Origin of the sequence: Micavibrio aeruginosavorus ARL-13 (genome assembly GCF_000226315.1) — a bacterium.
Lineage (GTDB): Bacteria > Pseudomonadota > Alphaproteobacteria > Micavibrionales > Micavibrionaceae > Micavibrio > Micavibrio aeruginosavorus_B.
On the sequence record NC_016026.1, the window covers coordinates 855654 to 874727 of the forward strand.

Genomic DNA, 19074 nt, shown 5'->3' on the forward strand with positions numbered 1-19074 from the left:
ACATAAGCGCCGTGCGCAACCCACCCTGAAAACCCGTTGAAAAAGCTGGGGTTTTTGTGCGCTGAACAAAGACTTTTGCTGGCCCACCTGCTACAGAATCGGGGTGCTAACAGTGAGGATAAAAAGATGACAAATGCAGCCGTAAAACCCGCTCCGAAAAAGACAGGCGGCCTGGCCGGGGTCGTGGCCGGGGAAACGAAAATTTCTGCCGCTGGCGGGGCGCACACGCTCGAATATCGTGGCTATTCCATCTATGAACTGGCCGAGCATGCCGAGTTTGAAGAGGTTGCCTATCTTCTGGTTTACGGTGAATTGCCGAACGCAAAACAATTGGCGGATTACAAAACACGTTTGAAATCTTTCCGCGATGTACCGCAATCGTTGAAAAACGTTCTGGAACATATTCCGGCCACCGCGCACCCGATGGATGTGATGCGCACGGCAACCTCCTTCCTCGGCAATATCGAGATGGAAGATGCCAGCCGTGACCAATACCATGTCACCGACCGTCTGCTGGGTATTTACCCGGCGGTGTTGTGCTACTGGTGGCACTTTGCCCAGAATGGCAAGCGCATTGATTGCAACAGCGCGGGCGAGGGCATTGCCGACCACTTCCTGATGCTGCTGCATGGTCGTGCGCCGTCGAAACTGCATCACAAGGCGATGAACGTATCGCTGATCCTGTATGCGGAGCATGAATTTAACGCCTCCACCTTCACCGCACGCATTATCACTTCGACCAAGTCGGATATTTATTCGGCGGTGACCGGGGCGATTGGGGCCTTGCGTGGTCCGTTGCATGGTGGCGCGAACGAAGCGGCGATGGAATTGATCGAAAAGTTCGACAGCGCCGAGGCCGCCACCGCTGGTGTCAAACAAATGATGGCGAACAAAGACCTGATCATGGGCTTTGGTCACCGTGTCTATACCGAGGCCGACCCGCGCAACGTGGTGATTAAATCATGGGCGAAGAAACTGGCCGATGATGCGGGCAATACAGTGTTGTACCCGGTCTCCGAAGCCATCGAGAAATTGATGTGGGATGAAAAACATCTGTTCCCGAACCTCGATTTCTATTCGGCATCGTCCTATCACTTCATGGGCGTTCCCACCCCGATGTTCACGCCGATTTTCGTGATGTCCCGTGTATCCGGTTGGGCCGCGCATATCATGGAACAACGCGCCAACAACAAACTGATCCGCCCGTCCGCCGATTACACCGGCCCGACGACGCGGAATTTTGTGCCTGTGAACCAGCGTTAATGACCCTCCCGTCATCCCGGAAAACGCGATAGCGTTTATCCGGGATTTTTGCCGTGATTGTTGGATTGAGTAAGGCGGTATACGTCACGGATAAAACCCCGGATAAATCCTTCCGGATTTTCCGGGGTGACGGATGGTTCGGAGGGGGAGTGTGAAAAGATTTTTTGTTTATATTCTGGCAAGCAAGAAAGACGGTTTTCTTTATACCGGCCTGACCTCTGATTTGCCCAAGCGGATATGGGAACATAAGGAAGGCGTCGCCGAAGGGCATACTAAATCCTACAGCATAAAGCGTCTTGTGTATTACGAAATTCATGACACGTTCGAGCAGGCGGAGATCCGAGAAAAGCGGATCAAGCGGTGGCGGCGTGAATGGAAAGATCGGTTAATCGAAGAGAATAATCCGGAATGGAACGATCTCTATTCGGAAATTTGTAAATAGCACGGCACAAATCCCGGATAAAGGCTGCCGCCTTTTCCGGGATGACGGCTATTTTCTGTTTCGTCATCCCGGAAAGCCCGTTAGGGCTTATCCGGGATTTGTGCCGTGAAAGTATGTTTCAATAAAGTGGTGAGCATTGTGTCAAAACTCTCGGGAATGTCTTGCGGCCTTCCGGGGTGACGATAAAATGGTTTACTTGGAAATTTTGTCATAGGTTTTGCATGTCACCCGATCTTTTCCTGTCGGCCTTTGTCAGTATGTTTGTCGTCGTCGACCCGTTCGGCACGGCGGCGGTGTTTGCCGCCTTGACGAACAAGCTGGACAAGGCGATGCAGAAACGGATCGCGGTGAAGGCGGTGGTGATTGCGGCCATTATCCTGACGACGTTCAGTCTGGTGGGCGAACCGCTGTTGCGGCACATGTCCATTTCGCTGCCCGCGTTCCGGGTGGCGGGGGGGATTTTGCTGTTCGTCACGGCATTCCGCATGATCATGGGTTTCCACGATCCGGACCAACTCAATTCCGAAAAATCCGCGTATAAGGACCGCAGCGATATCGCCGTCTTCCCGCTGGCCATTCCGCTTCTGTCGGGGCCGGGGTGCATCACCGCCATCGTCATGTTCGCGACATCGTCCAAAAACATGGTCGACTACGCCACGGTGATGACGGCCACGGGGTGCGTGTTGTTGATTGCACTGTCCTGTCTGTTCTTCGCCGGATTTTTGGGGCGTATGTTCGGCCCCACGGGCTATGGCATTGTGACCCGTGTCATGGGCATTTTACTGGCCGCCATGTCGATCCAATTCCTGTCTGATGGGTTCCATCAGCTTTTTAATATTCAATAAAAAACCTTACCGGGAGTAACCACAATGTCCGCCAACGTCGACCTGAATAACCGCCCCGCACCGGATACCGTCCTGACCGATATCGCCGATTATGTGACGGGGTATCAGGTCACCAGTGACGAAGCATACCAAACCGCGCGGTACTGCCTGATGGATACGTTGGCGTGTGGCATTCTGGCGTTGAAATTTTCGGCCTGTACCAAAATGCTGGGCCCGGTTGTGCCGGGTACGGTTGTTCCCAACGCCGTGCGCGTGCCGGGCACACCGCATGCGCTGGACCCGGTGAAGGCCGCGTTTGATATTGGGTGCATGGTCCGCTGGCTGGATTTCAACGACACATGGCTGGCGGCGGAATGGGGGCACCCGTCTGACAACCTCGGGGCCATCCTGTCGGTGGCGCAATATATGCCCAACATGAAGATGCGTGATGTCCTGACCGCGATGATCAAGGCGCATGAAATTCAGGGCTGCCTCGCGCTCGAAAACTCCTTCAACCGGGTTGGGCTGGATCACGTTGTGCTGGTCAAGGTCGCGTCGACGGCGGTCGCCACGCAAATGTTGGGCGGGTCGTATGACCAGATTGTGGATGCGCTGTCCCATGCGTGGGTCGATGGGCAAGCCCTGCGCACCTATCGCCACGCGCCGAACGCCGGCCCGCGCAAAAGCTGGGCCGCCGGTGATGCCACATCCCGTGCCGTGCGTCTGGGCATGATCGTCGTGCAACAGGGGCAGATCGGCTACCCCGGCGTGCTGACCGCTCCGAAATGGGGCTTCTATGACGTGTTGTTCAAGGGCAATGAATTTAAATTCCAACGCCCGTACGGTTCATACGTGATGGAACAGATTTTGTTCAAAATCTCCTTCCCGGCTGAATTCCACAGCCAGACCGCCGTGGAAGCCGCCGTCCAATTGCATGGCGAAGTGAAAGATCGCCTGAATGATATCGAAAAAATCGTCCTGACCACGCACGAGGCCGCCATTCGCATCATTTCTAAAACCGGCCCGCTGCACAACCCGGCGGACCGTGACCATTGCCTGCAATACATGGTCGCCGTGCCGCTGATCAAAGGCAATCTGGTCGCCGAGGATTACGAGGATGATGTGGCCGCCGATCCACGTATCCAGATGTTGCGCGATAAAATGGAAGTGGTGGAAGACAAGCGCTACAGCGTCGATTACCACGATCCGGATAAACGCAGCATCGCGAACGCGGTCCAAATTTTCTTCAAGGACGGCACATCCACCGCCAAAATCGAAATCGAATACCCCATCGGCCACCGCCGCCGCCGGGCCGAGGGAATGCCGGTTCTAGAGGCTAAATTCGAAGCGGCCATCAAAGCGCATTACAGCGCCGATCAAGCCGCGAAGGTGATTGGTTTGTTCAAGGATTCCAAGGCGCTGGATGCGATGAGCGTGAAGGAATTTGTGGAGGCTTGGGTTTGATGTCTGAGCACCGTCCAACCATAACTGCCATCGTTTCTGTTGTCGTCTATGGACTTATAGGGCTCATGGTTTTTGCCATACTTATAGAAGAGAGCGCCCTTTCTATCCCTGACGATAATGGTGGGTGGGTCTATGCGTATCAAACGTTAATCACAGGTTTGATTGCTTTACTTGTTGGTTGGTCAAGTATTCGGGCTATCAGAGCTCAGATTAATGATCAAAGACGTGGACGTCTAGAGGCTCAAGTGGCAGCAGCGGAAGCTTATAGGGCTGCCATAGAAGATTACTACGAGAGAATAAACCGAGTAATCCGCATCGTTAATAGAAAGAATCGCTTGGGCACTGGAAAAAGGCATCGTTGGCAACCAGCTTTCATTGATATTGATTTTAATGAATGGAACCATATGCCAAAAGAATTGCCGGGGATTTTGACGGATTGGTATTATTTATCAAAAGTGCCATCACATAACGTTCCTCTTATGTTAGAGGTGGGGCGTTTTCTGCTTTCAACAAAGCGTTGTGTGGAGACACTTAAAGTTTACCCTGAGAAAGACGGTCTGAGCGCCCTATGTGTTCAGTGGAAAACGTTGATAAAGGCCGCTTCTGAAGATGAAGCGGAAATAAGAAAACGTCTGAATCAAATCAGATCTAGTAATATAAATATTATTTCAAAAATACAATAATGTAAGTCTATTTATAGCGTGACAGCTTCTTGGTCTATGCCAACAATAACGCTCTCTGCGTAGTTTATTTTCATATATTTCTGAAACTTTGCATCCTGCTCCGCGTCCAACATCGGCAAGTGCACCAGATAAATTGTCACATCCGGCAATGACGGCAACAGGGCTTCAATCTGCGCCCATGTCGTATGTTCGCGGTTGATCTCTACATCAATCTTGTTGCAATCGTGGATCAATATGTCGCCATCGCGCAAATGGTCGTAAATCGCCTGCACCGGTTCGGTGTCAGCGGAGTAGACGAGGCGGCGGTTGGGGCCGTCGGTGGTCAGGCCGAAGCACGGCGTGGGGCCGTGATTGACCGGGAAATAGGTCAGGGTGATCGACCCGGCGGTGAGGGTGCCGCCCGCATCATTCAATTCATGGAATTCAAACGGGAACATGTGCGGGTGCTGGGGCAGCTTCACCGCGTCCAATAATGCCCGCACGGCGCGGATGGTGGGGGCGTTGCCGTAGAAATGCAGGGGGTGGGTGCGGCGGTTGTCGGCACGATACAGGCACCCTTTGACCCAGCTTTGATGGATGAAATTGGGCAGGGCGGCAATGTGGTCGATATGTTCATGGGTCAGGAAGACATGGCTGAGGTCTTCAAAGGCGAGGCCAGCGGCGGTTAAGCGCTGGACGCACACGCCGTTGCAGTCGATGAGCAGGCCATCGCGCGTCATATCGGGGCCGTTTTCCAAAAAAAGTGAGGTATTATGGCGGGTTAGCGTGTTAACGGACCCCCCGGTTCCCAGCAAATGACACTTCATATAGGGCTCCCCCTGATTTGACCCTGATCTGGCTTTTTACGGGTTATAGCAGAAGAATCTTGCGGGCTGGGGCAAAAACAGCTAAAAAAGCGCACCTTAAATTAACATAATAACCGGCCTCCAATGAGGGGCCTCTGGGTAGCGTTTGGGATGACGATCAAAATTATTGGTCACCGTGGGAATGGTCGTACGACCGAAACCCCGTTTGCCGAGGGCAAGGCCCCGCAACAGACTCTGCTGTCTTTTATCCAGGCGATTGAAAATGGAGCCGAGGGCGTTGAGTTTGACGTCTTCCTGACCCGCGACCAAATCCCCGTTGTGATTGATAAGGACATGGCGTTTGGCCATATCATTTCCGAAATGGATTGTGTGGATGTACAGCGTATTCTCTTGCCCATGGGGCAGCGTATTCCGACATTGCGCGATACGTTGATCCTGTTATCCGGGATCAATGAGAGCCGGGAAGATATGGATGATTTGTTTATCAATATCGAATTGAAGGGCCCGAACGTGGTCAAGCCGACCATGAATGTTGTCGATGGGGTCGCTGCCCTCTACAGGTTAAAGAAAGACACAATCTATTACAGCGCAACCGATCGGCAGAAATTAAGCGATGTGCGGATGCGCGATGCCTATGCCAATATCCAGCCCACCATCCTGACCATGGAGTTGTTCGCCCCGGAAAAGGTTCACCAGCCGGGCTATTACGTCAGCCCGCGTACAGCGTATAACAAGGCGGCGTTGGGGGATTTGCGCCAATATATTCGCGATATGGATTGTTGCGCCATCGATGTCCCCACCACGGATATTCGTCCGCAATTAATCGAAACGGCGAATGATCTGGGTGTTGGTTTTTGTACGCACCCATCCGGTCCACGGCGTTTTGTGGATTGTGAAAAGACCTATAATGCGTTGACCATGTTGTATCAGTATGCCGCCAAGAGCGGGCGTACTGTCGCGTTTAAGGTGGATGATATTGCGGCGGGGCGGACTGTTGTCAACGCGGCGTCCAACCAGAACAAAGCCCCGGTGCCAATGTTGGAACGTGCCATGGGCACATTGTTTATATAAGATATTTTCTTACGGTGTGCCCCACGCCGCGCCGCTGTAGAAGAAAATTCCCAATCCCACAGTAAAAATCAAACACCCATACAACGCATGTTCAATGCAGGCGAGCCAGAGCGATTGGTGTTTCGCGTAATCGCGCGCGAATAAATATCCGCCAATGACCGTCATGGCCAATGCGACCCAGTTCAGGAACAGGATGTGCATAAAGCCAAAGGCCAGCGCGCTGGCCGCAATAAATCCATTTCCCCGGCCAAACAACGGCGCGTAACGGTTATACAGAAAGGTGCGGTAAATCATTTCCTGGGGCCAGACGGAGAGCAGGGGATAAAACACCATGATTTTGACCCAGAGCGATGTACGCTCCAGCGGCAGGGACAAAAATTGGTCCGGCATAAACGCCCATGTCATTCCCGCAATGATGGGCGCGAGCAGGGCAAAGCGCATCAACACTGGGCGCAATCCGGCGCGCAAACCGGAATCGTTACGGTCCATCCCGTGATGTTCGCGGACATAGAGATAGGTGAGAATGGACCCGATCCACAGCAGGGTCAGCATTAACCCCCGGTCCTTGATGGCCAGAACCAAAAGCGGCATGCCGCCAAACAGCGCCGCAAATTCAAAAGCCAGATAATATTTTGAGGATAGAAGCGAACGCAGCCGGGTCATCATCACAGATAAATGACGGACACCGTAAACGTGCCGGAATAAGACCCCGCCGCTTGCCCGGCATTCACATTCAACGTCGCCCCGATGGGGACCAGCAATGTGGCGTTGGTCATGTTTACGGTTTCAATGGCACCGCCGGCATTGGTGTTGATTTGGAAATTATCAACCTGCATCGTGTTGGCGCCGTTGAACACGGTGACGGTTGGGTCGGTCACGGAAATTACAACGCTGGACCCGACATCACCAAAGATGCGGATGTTGGCTTCGGACGGGGGCGGCGTCGCCACTTGCGTCACGCCGGTATAGGTTCCGGTGCCCGCCGTGTTGATGGTCACACTACCCGCGCCGCCGGATACGGCAAACGCGCCGAAGTTTAAATTTTGTGGGGATGTCAGGGCCAATGTACTGGGCATAATTATCGCCTGGGCCTGCAACACGCCCGTGGCGGCATTGGCCGGAACGGGACCAACGGGTCCGCCGCCCAAAACCATCAACGCCGCGCCCATCGTTGCGATGTGGGCGGTTCTGGTTTTTGTTGTGGCTTTCGTATGCGGGCTCATTTTCGGTGCCTGACTCCTGCATCCGATTGTAGCACGGGGCGGGAGTGTGGCAACAATCACACCGCGCAGCATTCTGTAAACTGCATGACCAAGGCTTTGTTTTTATTTGAAATGCTGTAGAATCTCAGCGGGTTTTAATTTCTAACGATCCACAACCAAGGGGATAAACATGGACGATAATCAAAAAGGGGCGAATTGCCCGATGGGGTTCTGCGCCAATTTGCCGTTACACCAGAAAATGATGGTGATTACGGGCGGTCTGTTTTTGCTGTTTATGTTGCTGGCGGAACTGATCTGGGATGGGCTGGCCATTCTGAACGTCGTTCTGGCCGCGGGCATGATTTTTGGCGGTCTGACCGGGAATTGCCCGTTGACGCGCATGGTTGAAAAACATTGCTGTGCCAAAAGCTGTTCAACCGGCACATCGTGCAGCACTGAGAAAAAAGAAGACTAAATAAAAAACCCGGCGAAATGGCCGGGTTTTTTTATGCTTAAACTTTGCGCAGGATGACGGAGCCCATCGAATATCCGGCCCCGAAGGAGCAGAGGATTCCCTGATCCCCGGATTTCATATCCGCGTGGTGTTTGTGGAACGCAATCACCGATCCGGCGGAGCTGGTGTTGGCGTATTCGTCCAGAATAACCGGGGCTTCGCCCGGGTTCGGGTCACGGCCCAACACTTTTTTGCCGATCAATTCGTTCATGTGCAAATTGGCCTGGTGCAGCCACAGGCGTTTCAAATCATCGGCGCGGATCTGGTGTTCCTGCATGTGGTCCAAAATCATGTCGGACACCATCGGAATGACCTCTTTGAAAACCTTGCGGCCTTCCTGCACGAACAATTTGTCCTTTGCGCCGATGCCTTCCGGGGCGGCGCGGTTCAGGAAGCCGAAATTGTTGCGGATGTTGTTGGAGAATTTTGTACGCAGGCGTGTGCCGACGATTTCAAACGCGTGCGGGCTGTCAGCGGCGTCTTTGCGTTCCAACAGGGTTGCGGTGGCAACATCGCCGAAAATGAAATGGCTGTCACGGTCGCGGAAATTCAAATGGCCGGAACAAATTTCCGGGTTCACCACCAAAATGGCGCGTGCGTTTCCAGCGCGGATCATGTCGGCGGCGGCCTGAATTCCGAACGTAGCAGAGGAGCAGGCGACGTTCATGTCAAAGCCGAAGCCGTTAATGCCCAATGCTTCCTGCACCTCAATCGCCATGGCGGGGTACGGGCGTTGCATGTTGGAACAGGCGACCAGAACGGCATCAACGTCCTGTGGCTCACGCCCGGCGCGTTGCAGGGCCTCACGTGCGGCGGCCACGGCCATTTCCGCCAGAACGGAAATCTGTTCATTTGGGCGTTCCGGAATATTCGGCGTCATGCGCTTGGGGTCCAGAATGCCGGCTTTGTCCATCACGTGGCGGGTTTGAATACCCGATGCCTTCACAATAAATTCCGTACTGGAATATTGTGCGGCGGGGATTGTGCCCGCTTCGATTTCGGCGGCGTGTTCGGCGTTGAACAAATCAACCCATGCGTTGAACGCTGTGACCAGTTCATCATTGCTGATGGTCTGGGGGGGGGTGAACAATCCGGTTCCGCTGATGACGATGGCGGTCATGATCTTTTGTCTCTCAAACTGTTATGGAACGCGGCAGTCTAGCCAAAGAATGGCCCGGATCAAGCGAAAAACGCTGGTTTTAGGCCGTTATTACGGGTTGTTATCGTTGTTTGCGGTGCGCGGGCACGGGTTTCTGCGGGTGTTCAGGGGGTAGGCGGTGATGACGTCATCACCGTCCCGGTCCAGAACAACCCGGACACGGACCCCCCGGATGGTGTTTTCCCCAACATGGTAGCCGTTATCTTCCTTACGCCAGTCTTGGTTGTCATTGGCGGTCATGGTGCGGACGGTGTTGATGACATCATCGGCGGACCAATCCGACGGGAATTCCGATTTGCACGGGACGTTCGCGCCATGCAAATGCCCGCCACCGTAATTGTCGCCATATAAAATATGTTGAATGGCGGGTTCGCTGATGCGGATGTCTTCGGCCATTAAACGCTGGTTGGCCGTGTGGGGCGGGTCGATGGCCGTGTTGACGATGCCAACGACAAACCACGCCATCGCGACCAGGGTCGGAATCACGGCCATCACTGCGGTCTTGCGTTTCATGCGCGGATTATCCGTTACGAATGTCCGGTGATTTTACACGGTGCATGGCGGGCCCGGTCAGGGTTTTGTCGAAATAATCGACCTGAACGATATCATCGCGTGCATCCTTCATCCGACGGAGCAGGGCGGCGGTGCTGGCGTCAATCACGCCTTTTTCCAGCCCTTCATCGACCATCTTGGCGTAATCTTCGGTCTGGGACACGATGCCTTTTTTCGCGGCTTTGAACAACGCGACTTCATGCGGATGGGCCTGGTGCGCCAGTTTGAATGTGTATTCCAAGCGGGCAATATAATCGCTACCCGTTGTCGGAACATAGGTGTTCCACGTCAAATTATCCCGCGCCTCGCCCGGTTTGGACAAAGCTTCGGCAATTTTCGCATCCAGATCATGGCCCGGTTTACGGGTCAGGCGGCCAAACGGAAACACCATCGGTTTCAGCAACAGGCCGACCAATTTGTTCGGATGGTTTTCAATGACTTCGTGTAAAGCGTTTTCCGCCTTGTGAATGCAGTGTGCCGCGGCCCATTGCATGAAGGCTTTGTCACTGTCCTTGCGTCCTTCCAAATTCCACCGGCGCAAGACGTTTGATGCAATGTAAAGATTACTGAGCGCATCACCCAGCAAGGCCGATGTGCGTTCCTTGCGCATCAAGGCGGCTTGCAAGGTCAGCATGGTGATGTTGGCGGTGAAGGAAAATGCCGCGGCCAGTCGGTTAATCTGGCGATAGAATTTTGCATCCGGTCCAGATTGCGGAGCGTGGGACAATGCCCCGCCCGTGAATCCCATGAAAATCGACCGCGCCGCATTGTTGAAAATATTGCCCAGATGTTTGAACAACAATTTTCCGGCGGCATCGGCATCATTATTCTGGGCGGCACGAATTTCATCCAGCGTATAGGGGTGGGCCAGAAACGCACCCTGACCAAAGATCATCAGGGACCGGGTCATGATGTTGGCCCCTTCCACTGTAATGCCGACCGGAACGCCCTGGTACAGGCCGCCCACGGGGTTGTTCGGGCCTTCGACTACGCCCTTGCCGCCGTGAATGTCCATGGCATCAATCGCCACCTGACGTCCTGCTTCGGTCGCGTGGTATTTCAAAATGGCGGAGGCTACGGCGGGGCGGGCCTGCGTTCCGGCTTCGTGCGCCAGATCCAGATCCTGCAACGGCAAAGTGCGCGCGGCATCAATCATATAAGTCAGGCCGCCAATGCGCCCCAACGCTTCTTGCACGCCCTCCATGCCGGACAGCGGTGTGCCGAATTGCTGGCGAATAAAGCTGTACGCCCCCGTTGCGCGCGCGGCAAAACGGGACATGCCGCCAGCCGATGCGGGGAGGGAGATTGAGCGGCCAATCGACAAGCAATCAACCAGCATGTTCCAGCCCTTGCCCGCATAGTCCGGGCCGCCGATGATTGATTCAACCGGAACCACCACATCTTCACCCCAATGCGGGCCGTTCTGGAACGGTGATCCCATTGGGCGGTGGCGGTTACCACGGGTCAAGCCCTTGGCATCAGCGGGGATGAGGGCGAGGGTAATGCCGATATCGTCATGATCGCCCAGCAAATGATCGGGGTCGCGCAGGCGGAAGGCCAAACCAAACAAGGTCGCCACCGGAGCCAGCGTGATATAACGTTTTTCCCAGTTCAGACGGATATATAATTTGTCATCGTCACCTTTGAATACGACGCCTTCGTCTTTCAAATTGGTAGCGTCCGATCCGGCTTGTGGACTGGTCAGGGCGAAGCAGGGGACTTCGCGGCCGTCGGCCAGACGCGGCAAATATTTGTCTTTCTGTTCTTTCGTGCCGTATTGCATCAGCAATTCACCGGGGCCGAGGGAGTTCGGAACCATGGCGGTCGCGGCAACGGTTGCGCTGCGCGATGCGATTTTGGAAACGATGGTGGCGTGCGCGTAAGCGGAGAATCCCAGCCCGCCATATTCTTTCGGAATAATCATGCCGAAGAATTTTTTGCTCTTTAAATAATCCCAGACATCGTCGCCGAGGTCTTTCAATTCATCGCGAATTTTCCAGTCGTCGATCAGACGGCAGAGTTCTTCTGTTTCGTTATCAAGGAAGGATTGTTCTTCGGCCGTTAATGTTGGTGCGGGGGTGTTCAGCAATCCGGTCCAATCCGGGCGGCCCGCGAAAATCGATTGTTCAAACCCAACCGTGCCAGACTCCAGCGCTGCCCGCTGTGTGGGCGAGATGCTGCCGTTGACTTTTTTAAACTGCGCGAGGGCGAATTTACCGAACATGAATCCCGAACTCCTGCCTGTGTTTTTATGGTTGGAAATGAGTTTAGGGTGCGGCGCAGGGCCGTCAATCACAACGCACTGTTTTTATGGCAAAATGGGGATTGTTTTGGGGGATTTGCGCCGCAGGGTTATGTTGCGACGCAATATATTTGGGATTAGGGGCGGGCTTGTTCCCGGATCAGTTCTTTGGCCAGGTCGCGGTAACGCTCAAAGCTTTTTTGATATTCGCCCAAAGGCTGATTTTTTCGGACGCCCGTGCGGTCCGCAAGCCAGTTGGAAAATGTGTTTGCGTCCATCGCGGTAATCGCCGGGTGAATGGTGAGGCGCTGGAGGTCGGTCATAAAATAGCTTCGGTAGAGGGTGGTCTGGTGCTCTGCGCTCATCGGCGTAAAGTGGGTGCTGAGGACATTTTGTGGCGTGTCTTTTTTCTCCAGCGCGCCCTTCAATGCGACGGCCCCGTTTCTTAAGAACGGGACGACATTGGTCGTATGTTTTTGTTCATAGGCTTTGAAGCGCGTATTGATTTCGGTAAAGCACGGTTCATAGGCATGATGCAGCATGTCCCGCAACGGGGCCGGGCGCAGGGCATAACGATAAGCCGTTTTCTGGCCATAGGTGGTGAACCCTTCGGCTGGATCGATCAGGTTTTTGCCGGTTATGTCCTTGTGGCTGGCGACGAAAGCTGCGGTCTGGGCACAGCTTTCAACCTCTTCCAGATGTAAGGCGTTAAAACGGGCCATAGGGGATAAGGTCACCGTTTCAATATCAAACATCGTCTTGCGCCAATGGTGGTGCATTTCATGAACAATCAGAAGGGTGGTTTTATCGTCTTTATACGCGGGCGATGCGCTGATCTGGTCTTTGCCATAGGATGCAGATGTTTTGTTTTTCAGCGCATCTGTCCATTGAAATTTCAGATTGGTTTTGGCCCCGTGCTGGTACAGATATTCGCCATGGGGTGTGCGGCGGATGGTTTCAATGATGGATTGAAGGCGCGCATCACCCTTGGTCGGAATATCGGCAAACGCAATATTCGTGTCATTGGCCAGTGCCGTATTCATAAACACAGGATACAGCAACGGGATCAATACAGGGGCAAAACGCTTTTTCATCGTGTTATCCTTGCGGTATCAAGCCCGCTTCCAATGCGGATTTTGGTTTTGCGGGGGCTTTTGCGTTCATCGTTTCAAGCAGCGTTTTGGCGGTGCGGTTGAGGTCGGCGTCCGCCTGGTTTAATTTTTCAGGATCTTGCGTGGAAACGTTCTGGTTAAACCATGTTTTGAAATCATGGCGGGTCATCGCCTGGATGGCGGTAACGGGAACATTGTTGACCAGATCGGTCGTGAAATGCTGGCGGTGCATATGGGTTATTTGTGCGGGGCTGATCCGGTTGAAATATTCATGATACACAGATGATGCGGTTTGGGAATCTGTCGCATTTTCCGCCTGTTCGACGACAATGTCGCGAACGTCAGAGACAAAATTAATGTGTTTTTTGTGGTAAATGTTCACCTGTGCAAAACAGGGTTCATACGCATCGCGCACATAATTCCGATCTTGCGGATCCATGTCGGCATAATCGCGGGCGATGCCAGACCCATAACCCGGTCGCCATATAAATTTGATCGCCAGACGCTCTCCTGTCGCATCTTTATGCGCGGCGGCGAAGTGGGCGGTATAGGCACAGGCATCAACCTCGCGCAATTGTGCGCTGTAATATTGGTCGTGCGGTTTCATTCGCGCGTATGGGAATGGGATTTCCGATAACTGCCAGTGATGGCGTATTTCATGGACCAGCGTGGCCAGGGCATGGTCATCCGACATGCCCGTGTACAAAAAGCTCGTGTGGTCCTTGTAGAGGCCGAGCGCCCCGCTTGTTTTCTTGTTATACCATGTAAACGCCATATTGGTCCGGACGGCATATTGGTACAATTCTTCACCCGCCGCCGATTGGCGCATCCGGTGAACCAGATGTTGAATGCGCGGGTCGCCGTTGGTGTGAATATTCGCAAATGACATCGTGGTGCCAATATTTTCCGTACCTGCGTGCGGGCTGGGTTCTTCGTGTGCGGCCACGAAAATGCCCGTGATCCCCAGAGCGCAAGCCCCGATGAGCCCGGCAATAATTTTTTCAAAACGGCGCATGGATCAGCTTCCCGGTGTTGGGGCAGGGATGAAACTCTTGATCACCTGACGGTAATAATTGAACGCATTTTGCGTCTCCTGTACCGGCGCTTTTTCGGCGGATCGGGACTGGGTTTCAATCCATCCCATAAAATCCGCATCATCCATGGCGGCAATGTCGGGGTGAATGGTGCCCGTCTTGATGTCGGTGACAAAGAAGGAACGGAACAGCCTGGCTTTTTCCGCCAATGTTGCCGTTTTAAAATGGGTGTTGAACACAGTTTCAAGATCTTTTTCATCGCTTTTTTGCAGGGCGTCGAATGCCGCATGGGCGGGCCGCGCCATGATGGAGAGGTGCGTCTTTTGATATTGATGGAAAACAGGTGAATTGATTTCGGCAAAACACTGTTCATATGTGTCGTGCAAATACAGCCGGGTTGTTTTCGATCGGCGGGCATAATCTTCGGCAATCTTGTCCCCGAACGCGGATTGTGCATTTTGGATCCGGGGCAGGGCTTTGCCCGTAGCATCAGCATGGGCCGCGGCAAAGATCGCCGTTTTGGCACAGGCATCCACCTCGACCATCTGGGCCAGATGATAACGGTCAACTGGGTCCAGTTTCCATTGTTGGGGTTGCAACGTTTCACCCTGCCAGTGGTGATAAAGTTCGTGAACGACCGCCAAAACGGTCCGGCTTTTCGTGTGGTCGGCCTGCATGGTGGTCAACCCGGATTCATACGTGCCCAGCGGGGCCAGCGGATTGCGGGGACGCCATTCAAAAACGGCCCCCGTGCTGGCGGCATGTTGATACAGGGCTTCGCCCTCTGGCGATTGACGAATGGTGGCAATAATCGATTGCAGGCGCTTGTCCCCTTTGGTGGGAATGTCGGCAAAGGGGATCAGCGTGTTGAGCCTTTCCGCGTCATCCGGGGCCGTATACAGCGCATAGCCCACAGCGGCCGCGCTGGTAAACGCGGCGTAGGCCAAGGCGGCAAGGGGGTTAATGCGTCGATGCGTCACGGCTAAGTCCCTGTTTTTATAATAAACCGGGGTTAAAATGACATAATTTCCATAAAAATACCAGTTTTTTCTCCGCTGTGCGCAGGTGGGTCCGGACCCTTGCCCGGGGGGCGGTATGCCCTTAATCTGGCGGCAAAATTTAAGGATAAAAAAGGGAAGGACGAACACAATGACCCGCCTGCACAGCGCCATCAGCGCCGAAAGCCCTGAATACGCCAAAAACCGCGAGGCCATGCTGGCCTTGGTCGCCGACTTGCGGTCCAAAATCGCCGTGATTGAACAAGGCGGCGGGGACAAGGCGCGTGACCGCCACACCTCTCGTGGTAAACTCCTTCCTCGTGACCGGATCAGCCGTTTGCTGGACCCGGGCTCCCCGTTCCTCGAACTCTCGCAAATGGCCGCCTATAAAGTGTATGCGGATGATGTTCCCGCCGCCGGGATCATCACTGGCATTGGCCGTGTCGCCGGACAGGAATGCGTGATCGTCTGTAACGATGCGACGGTGAAGGGTGGAACCTATTACCCCCTGACCGTGAAGAAACACATCCGTGCGCAGGAAGTGGCCGAGCAAAACAATCTGCCCTGCATCTATCTGGTCGATAGTGGCGGCGCGAACCTGCCGAACCAGGACGAAGTATTCCCCGACCGTGACCATTTCGGCCGCATCTTCTACAACCAGGCCAATATGTCGGCCAAGGGCATTCCGCAGATTGCTGTGGTCATGGGTTCTTGCACCGCTGGCGGTGCCTATGTTCCCGCCATGTCGGATGAAAGCGTGATCGTGAAGGAGCAGGGAACGATTTTCCTCGCTGGCCCGCCGCTGGTGAAGGCCGCAACGGGCGAAGACGTCAGCGCCGAAGACCTGGGTGGCGGCGATGTTCACACCCGCGTATCCGGCGTGGCCGACCATCTGGCCGAAAGCGATGACCATGCGCTGGATATCGCGCGCAAGATCGTCAGCCATTTGAACCGCCGCAAAGGTGGCGCGGTGCGGATGCAGGAGCCGAAGGAGCCATTATTCCCAGCCGATGACATTTACGGTGTCATCCCACCCGATTTGAAAACACCATACGATGTACGCGAAGTCATCGCCCGCATCGTGGATAACAGCGAATTTGATGAATTCAAAAAACGCTATGGCACCACACTGGTCACGGGCTTTGCCCATATTTACGGCATGCCGGTGGGCATTGTCGCGAATAACGGCGTGTTGTTTTCCGAATCCGCGTTGAAGGGCGCGCACTTCATCGAACTGTGCAACCAGCGCGGCATTCCGCTCGTCTTCCTGCAAAACATCACCGGGTTCATGGTGGGGCAGAAATATGAAAGCGGTGGCATCGCCAAGGATGGCGCGAAAATGGTGACCGCCGTGTCCTGCGCCCGCGTTCCGAAATTTACCGTCATTATTGGTGGGTCGTTCGGAGCCGGAAACTATGGTATGTGCGGCCGCGCGTTCAATCCGCGTTTCATGTGGATGTGGCCCAACGCCCGCATTTCCGTGATGGGCGGGGAACAGGCGGCGGGCGTTCTGGCCACCGTCAAACGCGCCGCGATGGAACGTGATGGCAATACATGGAGCGCCGACGAAGAAAAAGCGTTCAAAGCTCCCGTCATCGAACAATACGAAACCGAAGGCCACCCATATTACGCCAGCGCGCGTTTGTGGGATGACGGCGTCATCGACCCGGCGGACACCCGCCGCGTTCTGGGCCTGGCCATTTCCGCCAGTTTGAATGCGCCGGTCGAAGAAACCAAATACGGCGTATTCCGGATGTAATTCTCTCGCTCTCGATTGTCATTCCCGCGAAAGCGGGAATCCAGAGGACCGGGACAGATCGCGCCCCATGACTCTGGATCCCGGGTCAGGCCCGGGATGACAACGGGGGAAGGTTTAAAACTAAAACCGTCATCCCCGCCTTGTGCGGGGATCCGGATGACCGGGGTAATATGTGACATGTTGCTCCGGATCCCCGCACAAGGCGGGGATGACAACGGAAAAGTATTTTTTTAGGGACCAAACATGCTGAACGAAAACCAACCCGGAATTGATAATGTGTTGCTGGATATCCGCGACGGTGTGGCGACCATCACGCTGAACCGCCCGGATGTGCATAACGCGTTTGACGAACACGTGATTGCCGCCTTGCATGGCAAGCTGGATGCGCTGGCGTTGGAGCGGGATTTGCGGGTGATCGTTCTGCGCGGCGCGGGAAAGAATTTTTCCGCCGGGGCCGACCTCGTCTGGATGATGAAGGCCGCGAATTACACGCAGGAACAAAATAAATCCGATGCCCTCGCACTGGCCGGGATGCTGAACAAACTCTATTCCATGCCGCAAACCACCATTGCCTGCGTCCACGGCGCGGCCATGGGCGGCGGCTTTGGTCTGGTCGCATGTTGCGATATCGTTCTGGCCACCGAACGCGCCAGTTTTGCCCTGTCCGAAGTCAAAATCGGCCTGATCCCAGCCACCATCGGCCCCTATGTGATGAAGGCCATCGGCGAACGTCATATGCGCCGCTTCGCCCAAACCGGTGAACGCTTCGGCGCGGGCGTCGCCCACCAGATCGGTCTGGTGCATGAAGTGCTGCACGATGATGCCGCTCTGGCCGACCGCCTGAACGAAATCCTCGACGGCCTCGCCACCAACGGCCCCGACGCCGTGCGCGAAGCCAAAGCCCTGTGCAACGAACTCTCCGGCCGCCCCATCGATTTCGCCCTACAAGACCACACCGCCACCCGCATCGCCGAAATCCGCGCAGGTGGAGAGGCGAAGGAGGGGTTGAGTGCGTTTCTGGAGAAGCGGAAGCCGGGGTGGGTTAAATGAGTGATTGCACATCAGGTGATGGCTCCAAAAAGAGGACTGTTGTCAGCGAGCGTTGGGACGTTTTTGCCTGTTTATGTGTGATTGTTTGCTACATATGGCTTTTTTCGTGGTCTTCAATAGATATTTTTATCGCTGATAAAAGTCGTGGAGAGTTTGGGGATAAATTTGGCGCAATAAACTCTCTTTTCTCCGGGTTTGCGTTTGCGACATTGATTTATGCTTTGTTTTTGCAGATGGAAGAGCTGCGTTTGCAGCGAGATGAGTTGAAAGACACTCGTGCTGTGTTGAAGGAGCAAAAAGAAGAGTTTTCCCAGCAAAATGAAAACTTAAAGCGGCAACGATTTGAAAATACATTTTTTCAAATGCTGGAGAATTTCAGCAGGGTTACACTTGGCTTGAGAGGGGCTGTTCGAACAGGTAACAATAGCGCTGTCACAGAAGATTTCACGGGTGCGCGGATGTTGCATGCCTTAGTTAGTTGCGTACATCGTGGCTTGAAAGAACAGTTTATGTATCGGGCCACTACTGCGCCCGATAAATTCAATAAAAATATTACTAATATATTGAGGGATGAATGGATAAAGAGTTCGGAGAGGCGTGTGACTGTTTATCTGAACATGGTGTTGCAAATTGTCGATTTCATAGAAAGAGAAAACGTAAAGGATGAATTTTCAGGGGATACTACACTTTACATGAATATTTTTAAGTGTAGTTTGTCAATTGACGAGATGGAGGCTCTTTATCTTTTTTCTCCTCTTCATTCCGATAGAAGGTTGGCTCCTCTTTTGAAAAAATATAATTTTTTCGATGATGTTTTTGAATGCTTTAGCGAAAAAACGCAGGTATTTAGGTTTCTTCATTAATTAGGATAACGCTTGTTGCGCCGCAACATTCCCCTC

At 53.9% G+C, this 19074-nt stretch carries 19 protein-coding genes; 10 read left to right on the forward strand and 9 right to left on the reverse strand.

The window, feature by feature from the left end:
- Window positions 1–126 precede the first annotated feature (126 nt).
- From prpC to MICA_RS04065, 5 genes are all read left to right on the forward strand, one after another.
- Window positions 127–1263: a bifunctional 2-methylcitrate synthase/citrate synthase gene (gene prpC / locus MICA_RS04045; protein ID WP_014102424.1), complete on the forward strand. Its 1137-nt coding sequence runs from the start codon at window positions 127–129 to the stop codon at window positions 1261–1263.
- Between the two features lie 133 nt (window positions 1264–1396).
- Window positions 1397–1705, forward strand: a complete 309-nt coding sequence (locus tag MICA_RS04050; RefSeq protein WP_014102426.1) for a GIY-YIG nuclease family protein — start codon at window positions 1397–1399, stop codon at window positions 1703–1705.
- 221 nt (window positions 1706–1926) lie between these two features.
- On the forward strand, window positions 1927–2550 hold the full coding sequence (locus tag MICA_RS04055; protein ID WP_014102427.1) for a MarC family protein: 624 nt from the start codon (window positions 1927–1929) through the stop codon (window positions 2548–2550).
- Between the two features lie 24 nt (window positions 2551–2574).
- The gene (locus tag MICA_RS04060) at window positions 2575–3993 is read left to right on the forward strand and encodes a bifunctional 2-methylcitrate dehydratase/aconitate hydratase (protein ID WP_014102428.1); all 1419 of its coding nucleotides are present in this window, start codon (window positions 2575–2577) and stop codon (window positions 3991–3993) included.
- Entirely contained in the window at window positions 3993–4676 is a 684-nt protein-coding gene (locus tag MICA_RS04065) for a hypothetical protein (protein WP_041793792.1), read from the forward strand. Before MICA_RS04060 ends, MICA_RS04065 begins: the two co-directional genes overlap by 1 nt.
- Window positions 4677–4687: 11 nt before the next feature.
- Here the strand turns inward: MICA_RS04065 and MICA_RS04070 are convergent, their stop codons facing one another.
- Window positions 4688–5395, reverse strand: a complete 708-nt coding sequence (locus MICA_RS04070; RefSeq protein WP_014102430.1) for an MBL fold metallo-hydrolase — start codon at window positions 5393–5395, stop codon at window positions 4688–4690.
- A gap of 237 nt (window positions 5396–5632) precedes the next feature.
- Between MICA_RS04070 and MICA_RS04075 the strand changes: the two genes are divergently transcribed.
- Window positions 5633–6553, forward strand: coding sequence for a glycerophosphodiester phosphodiesterase family protein (locus tag MICA_RS04075; protein ID WP_014102431.1), 921 nt, complete (start codon window positions 5633–5635; stop codon window positions 6551–6553).
- Between the two features lie 9 nt (window positions 6554–6562).
- Here MICA_RS04075 and MICA_RS04080 read toward each other — a convergent pair whose 3' ends face one another.
- Both MICA_RS04080 and MICA_RS04085 read right to left on the reverse strand, forming a co-directional pair.
- On the reverse strand, window positions 6563–7219 hold the full coding sequence (locus MICA_RS04080) for a CPBP family intramembrane glutamic endopeptidase (protein WP_014102432.1): 657 nt from the start codon (window positions 7217–7219) through the stop codon (window positions 6563–6565).
- A complete protein-coding gene (locus tag MICA_RS04085) occupies window positions 7219–7776 on the reverse strand; it encodes a DUF4402 domain-containing protein (protein WP_014102433.1) in 558 nt (185 codons plus the stop codon). The genes MICA_RS04080 and MICA_RS04085 overlap by 1 nt, the downstream gene beginning before the upstream one ends.
- A 169-nt stretch (window positions 7777–7945) precedes the next feature.
- On the opposite strand from MICA_RS04085, the gene MICA_RS04090 reads away from it, so the two are divergent.
- Window positions 7946–8230: a hypothetical protein gene (locus MICA_RS04090; protein ID WP_014102434.1), complete on the forward strand. Its 285-nt coding sequence runs from the start codon at window positions 7946–7948 to the stop codon at window positions 8228–8230.
- 37 nt (window positions 8231–8267) lie between these two features.
- Here MICA_RS04090 and MICA_RS04095 read toward each other — a convergent pair whose 3' ends face one another.
- From MICA_RS04095 to MICA_RS04120, 6 genes are all read right to left on the reverse strand, one after another.
- On the reverse strand, window positions 8268–9389 hold the full coding sequence (locus tag MICA_RS04095; RefSeq protein WP_014102435.1) for a beta-ketoacyl-ACP synthase III: 1122 nt from the start codon (window positions 9387–9389) through the stop codon (window positions 8268–8270).
- 90 nt (window positions 9390–9479) lie between these two features.
- On the reverse strand, window positions 9480–9941 hold the full coding sequence (locus MICA_RS04100; RefSeq protein WP_014102436.1) for an EndoU domain-containing protein: 462 nt from the start codon (window positions 9939–9941) through the stop codon (window positions 9480–9482).
- 7 nt (window positions 9942–9948) lie between these two features.
- Window positions 9949–12204, reverse strand: coding sequence for an acyl-CoA dehydrogenase (locus MICA_RS04105; protein ID WP_014102437.1), 2256 nt, complete (start codon window positions 12202–12204; stop codon window positions 9949–9951).
- Window positions 12205–12359: 155 nt separating this feature from the next.
- Window positions 12360–13316 (reverse strand): hypothetical protein, encoded by a 957-nt coding sequence (locus tag MICA_RS04110; protein WP_014102438.1) that lies wholly within the window; start codon window positions 13314–13316, stop codon window positions 12360–12362.
- 4 nt (window positions 13317–13320) lie between these two features.
- Window positions 13321–14349, reverse strand: a complete 1029-nt coding sequence (locus MICA_RS04115; protein WP_014102439.1) for a DUF6782 family putative metallopeptidase — start codon at window positions 14347–14349, stop codon at window positions 13321–13323.
- 3 nt (window positions 14350–14352) lie between these two features.
- Window positions 14353–15348, reverse strand: coding sequence for a DUF6782 family putative metallopeptidase (locus MICA_RS04120; protein ID WP_014102440.1), 996 nt, complete (start codon window positions 15346–15348; stop codon window positions 14353–14355).
- Window positions 15349–15517: 169 nt separating this feature from the next.
- Between MICA_RS04120 and MICA_RS04125 the strand changes: the two genes are divergently transcribed.
- The 3 genes from MICA_RS04125 (at window position 15518) to MICA_RS11840 (ending at window position 19038) form a co-directional block, all read left to right on the forward strand.
- Window positions 15518–17125, forward strand: a complete 1608-nt coding sequence (locus tag MICA_RS04125) for a carboxyl transferase domain-containing protein (protein ID WP_014102441.1) — start codon at window positions 15518–15520, stop codon at window positions 17123–17125.
- A 243-nt stretch (window positions 17126–17368) separates the two neighbouring features.
- The gene (locus MICA_RS04130; protein WP_014102442.1) at window positions 17369–18175 is read left to right on the forward strand and encodes an enoyl-CoA hydratase/isomerase family protein; all 807 of its coding nucleotides are present in this window, start codon (window positions 17369–17371) and stop codon (window positions 18173–18175) included.
- Window positions 18172–19038, forward strand: coding sequence for a putative phage abortive infection protein (locus MICA_RS11840; RefSeq protein WP_014102443.1), 867 nt, complete (start codon window positions 18172–18174; stop codon window positions 19036–19038). The genes MICA_RS04130 and MICA_RS11840 overlap by 4 nt, the downstream gene beginning before the upstream one ends.
- The last annotated feature ends 36 nt before the right edge of the window (window positions 19039–19074 follow it).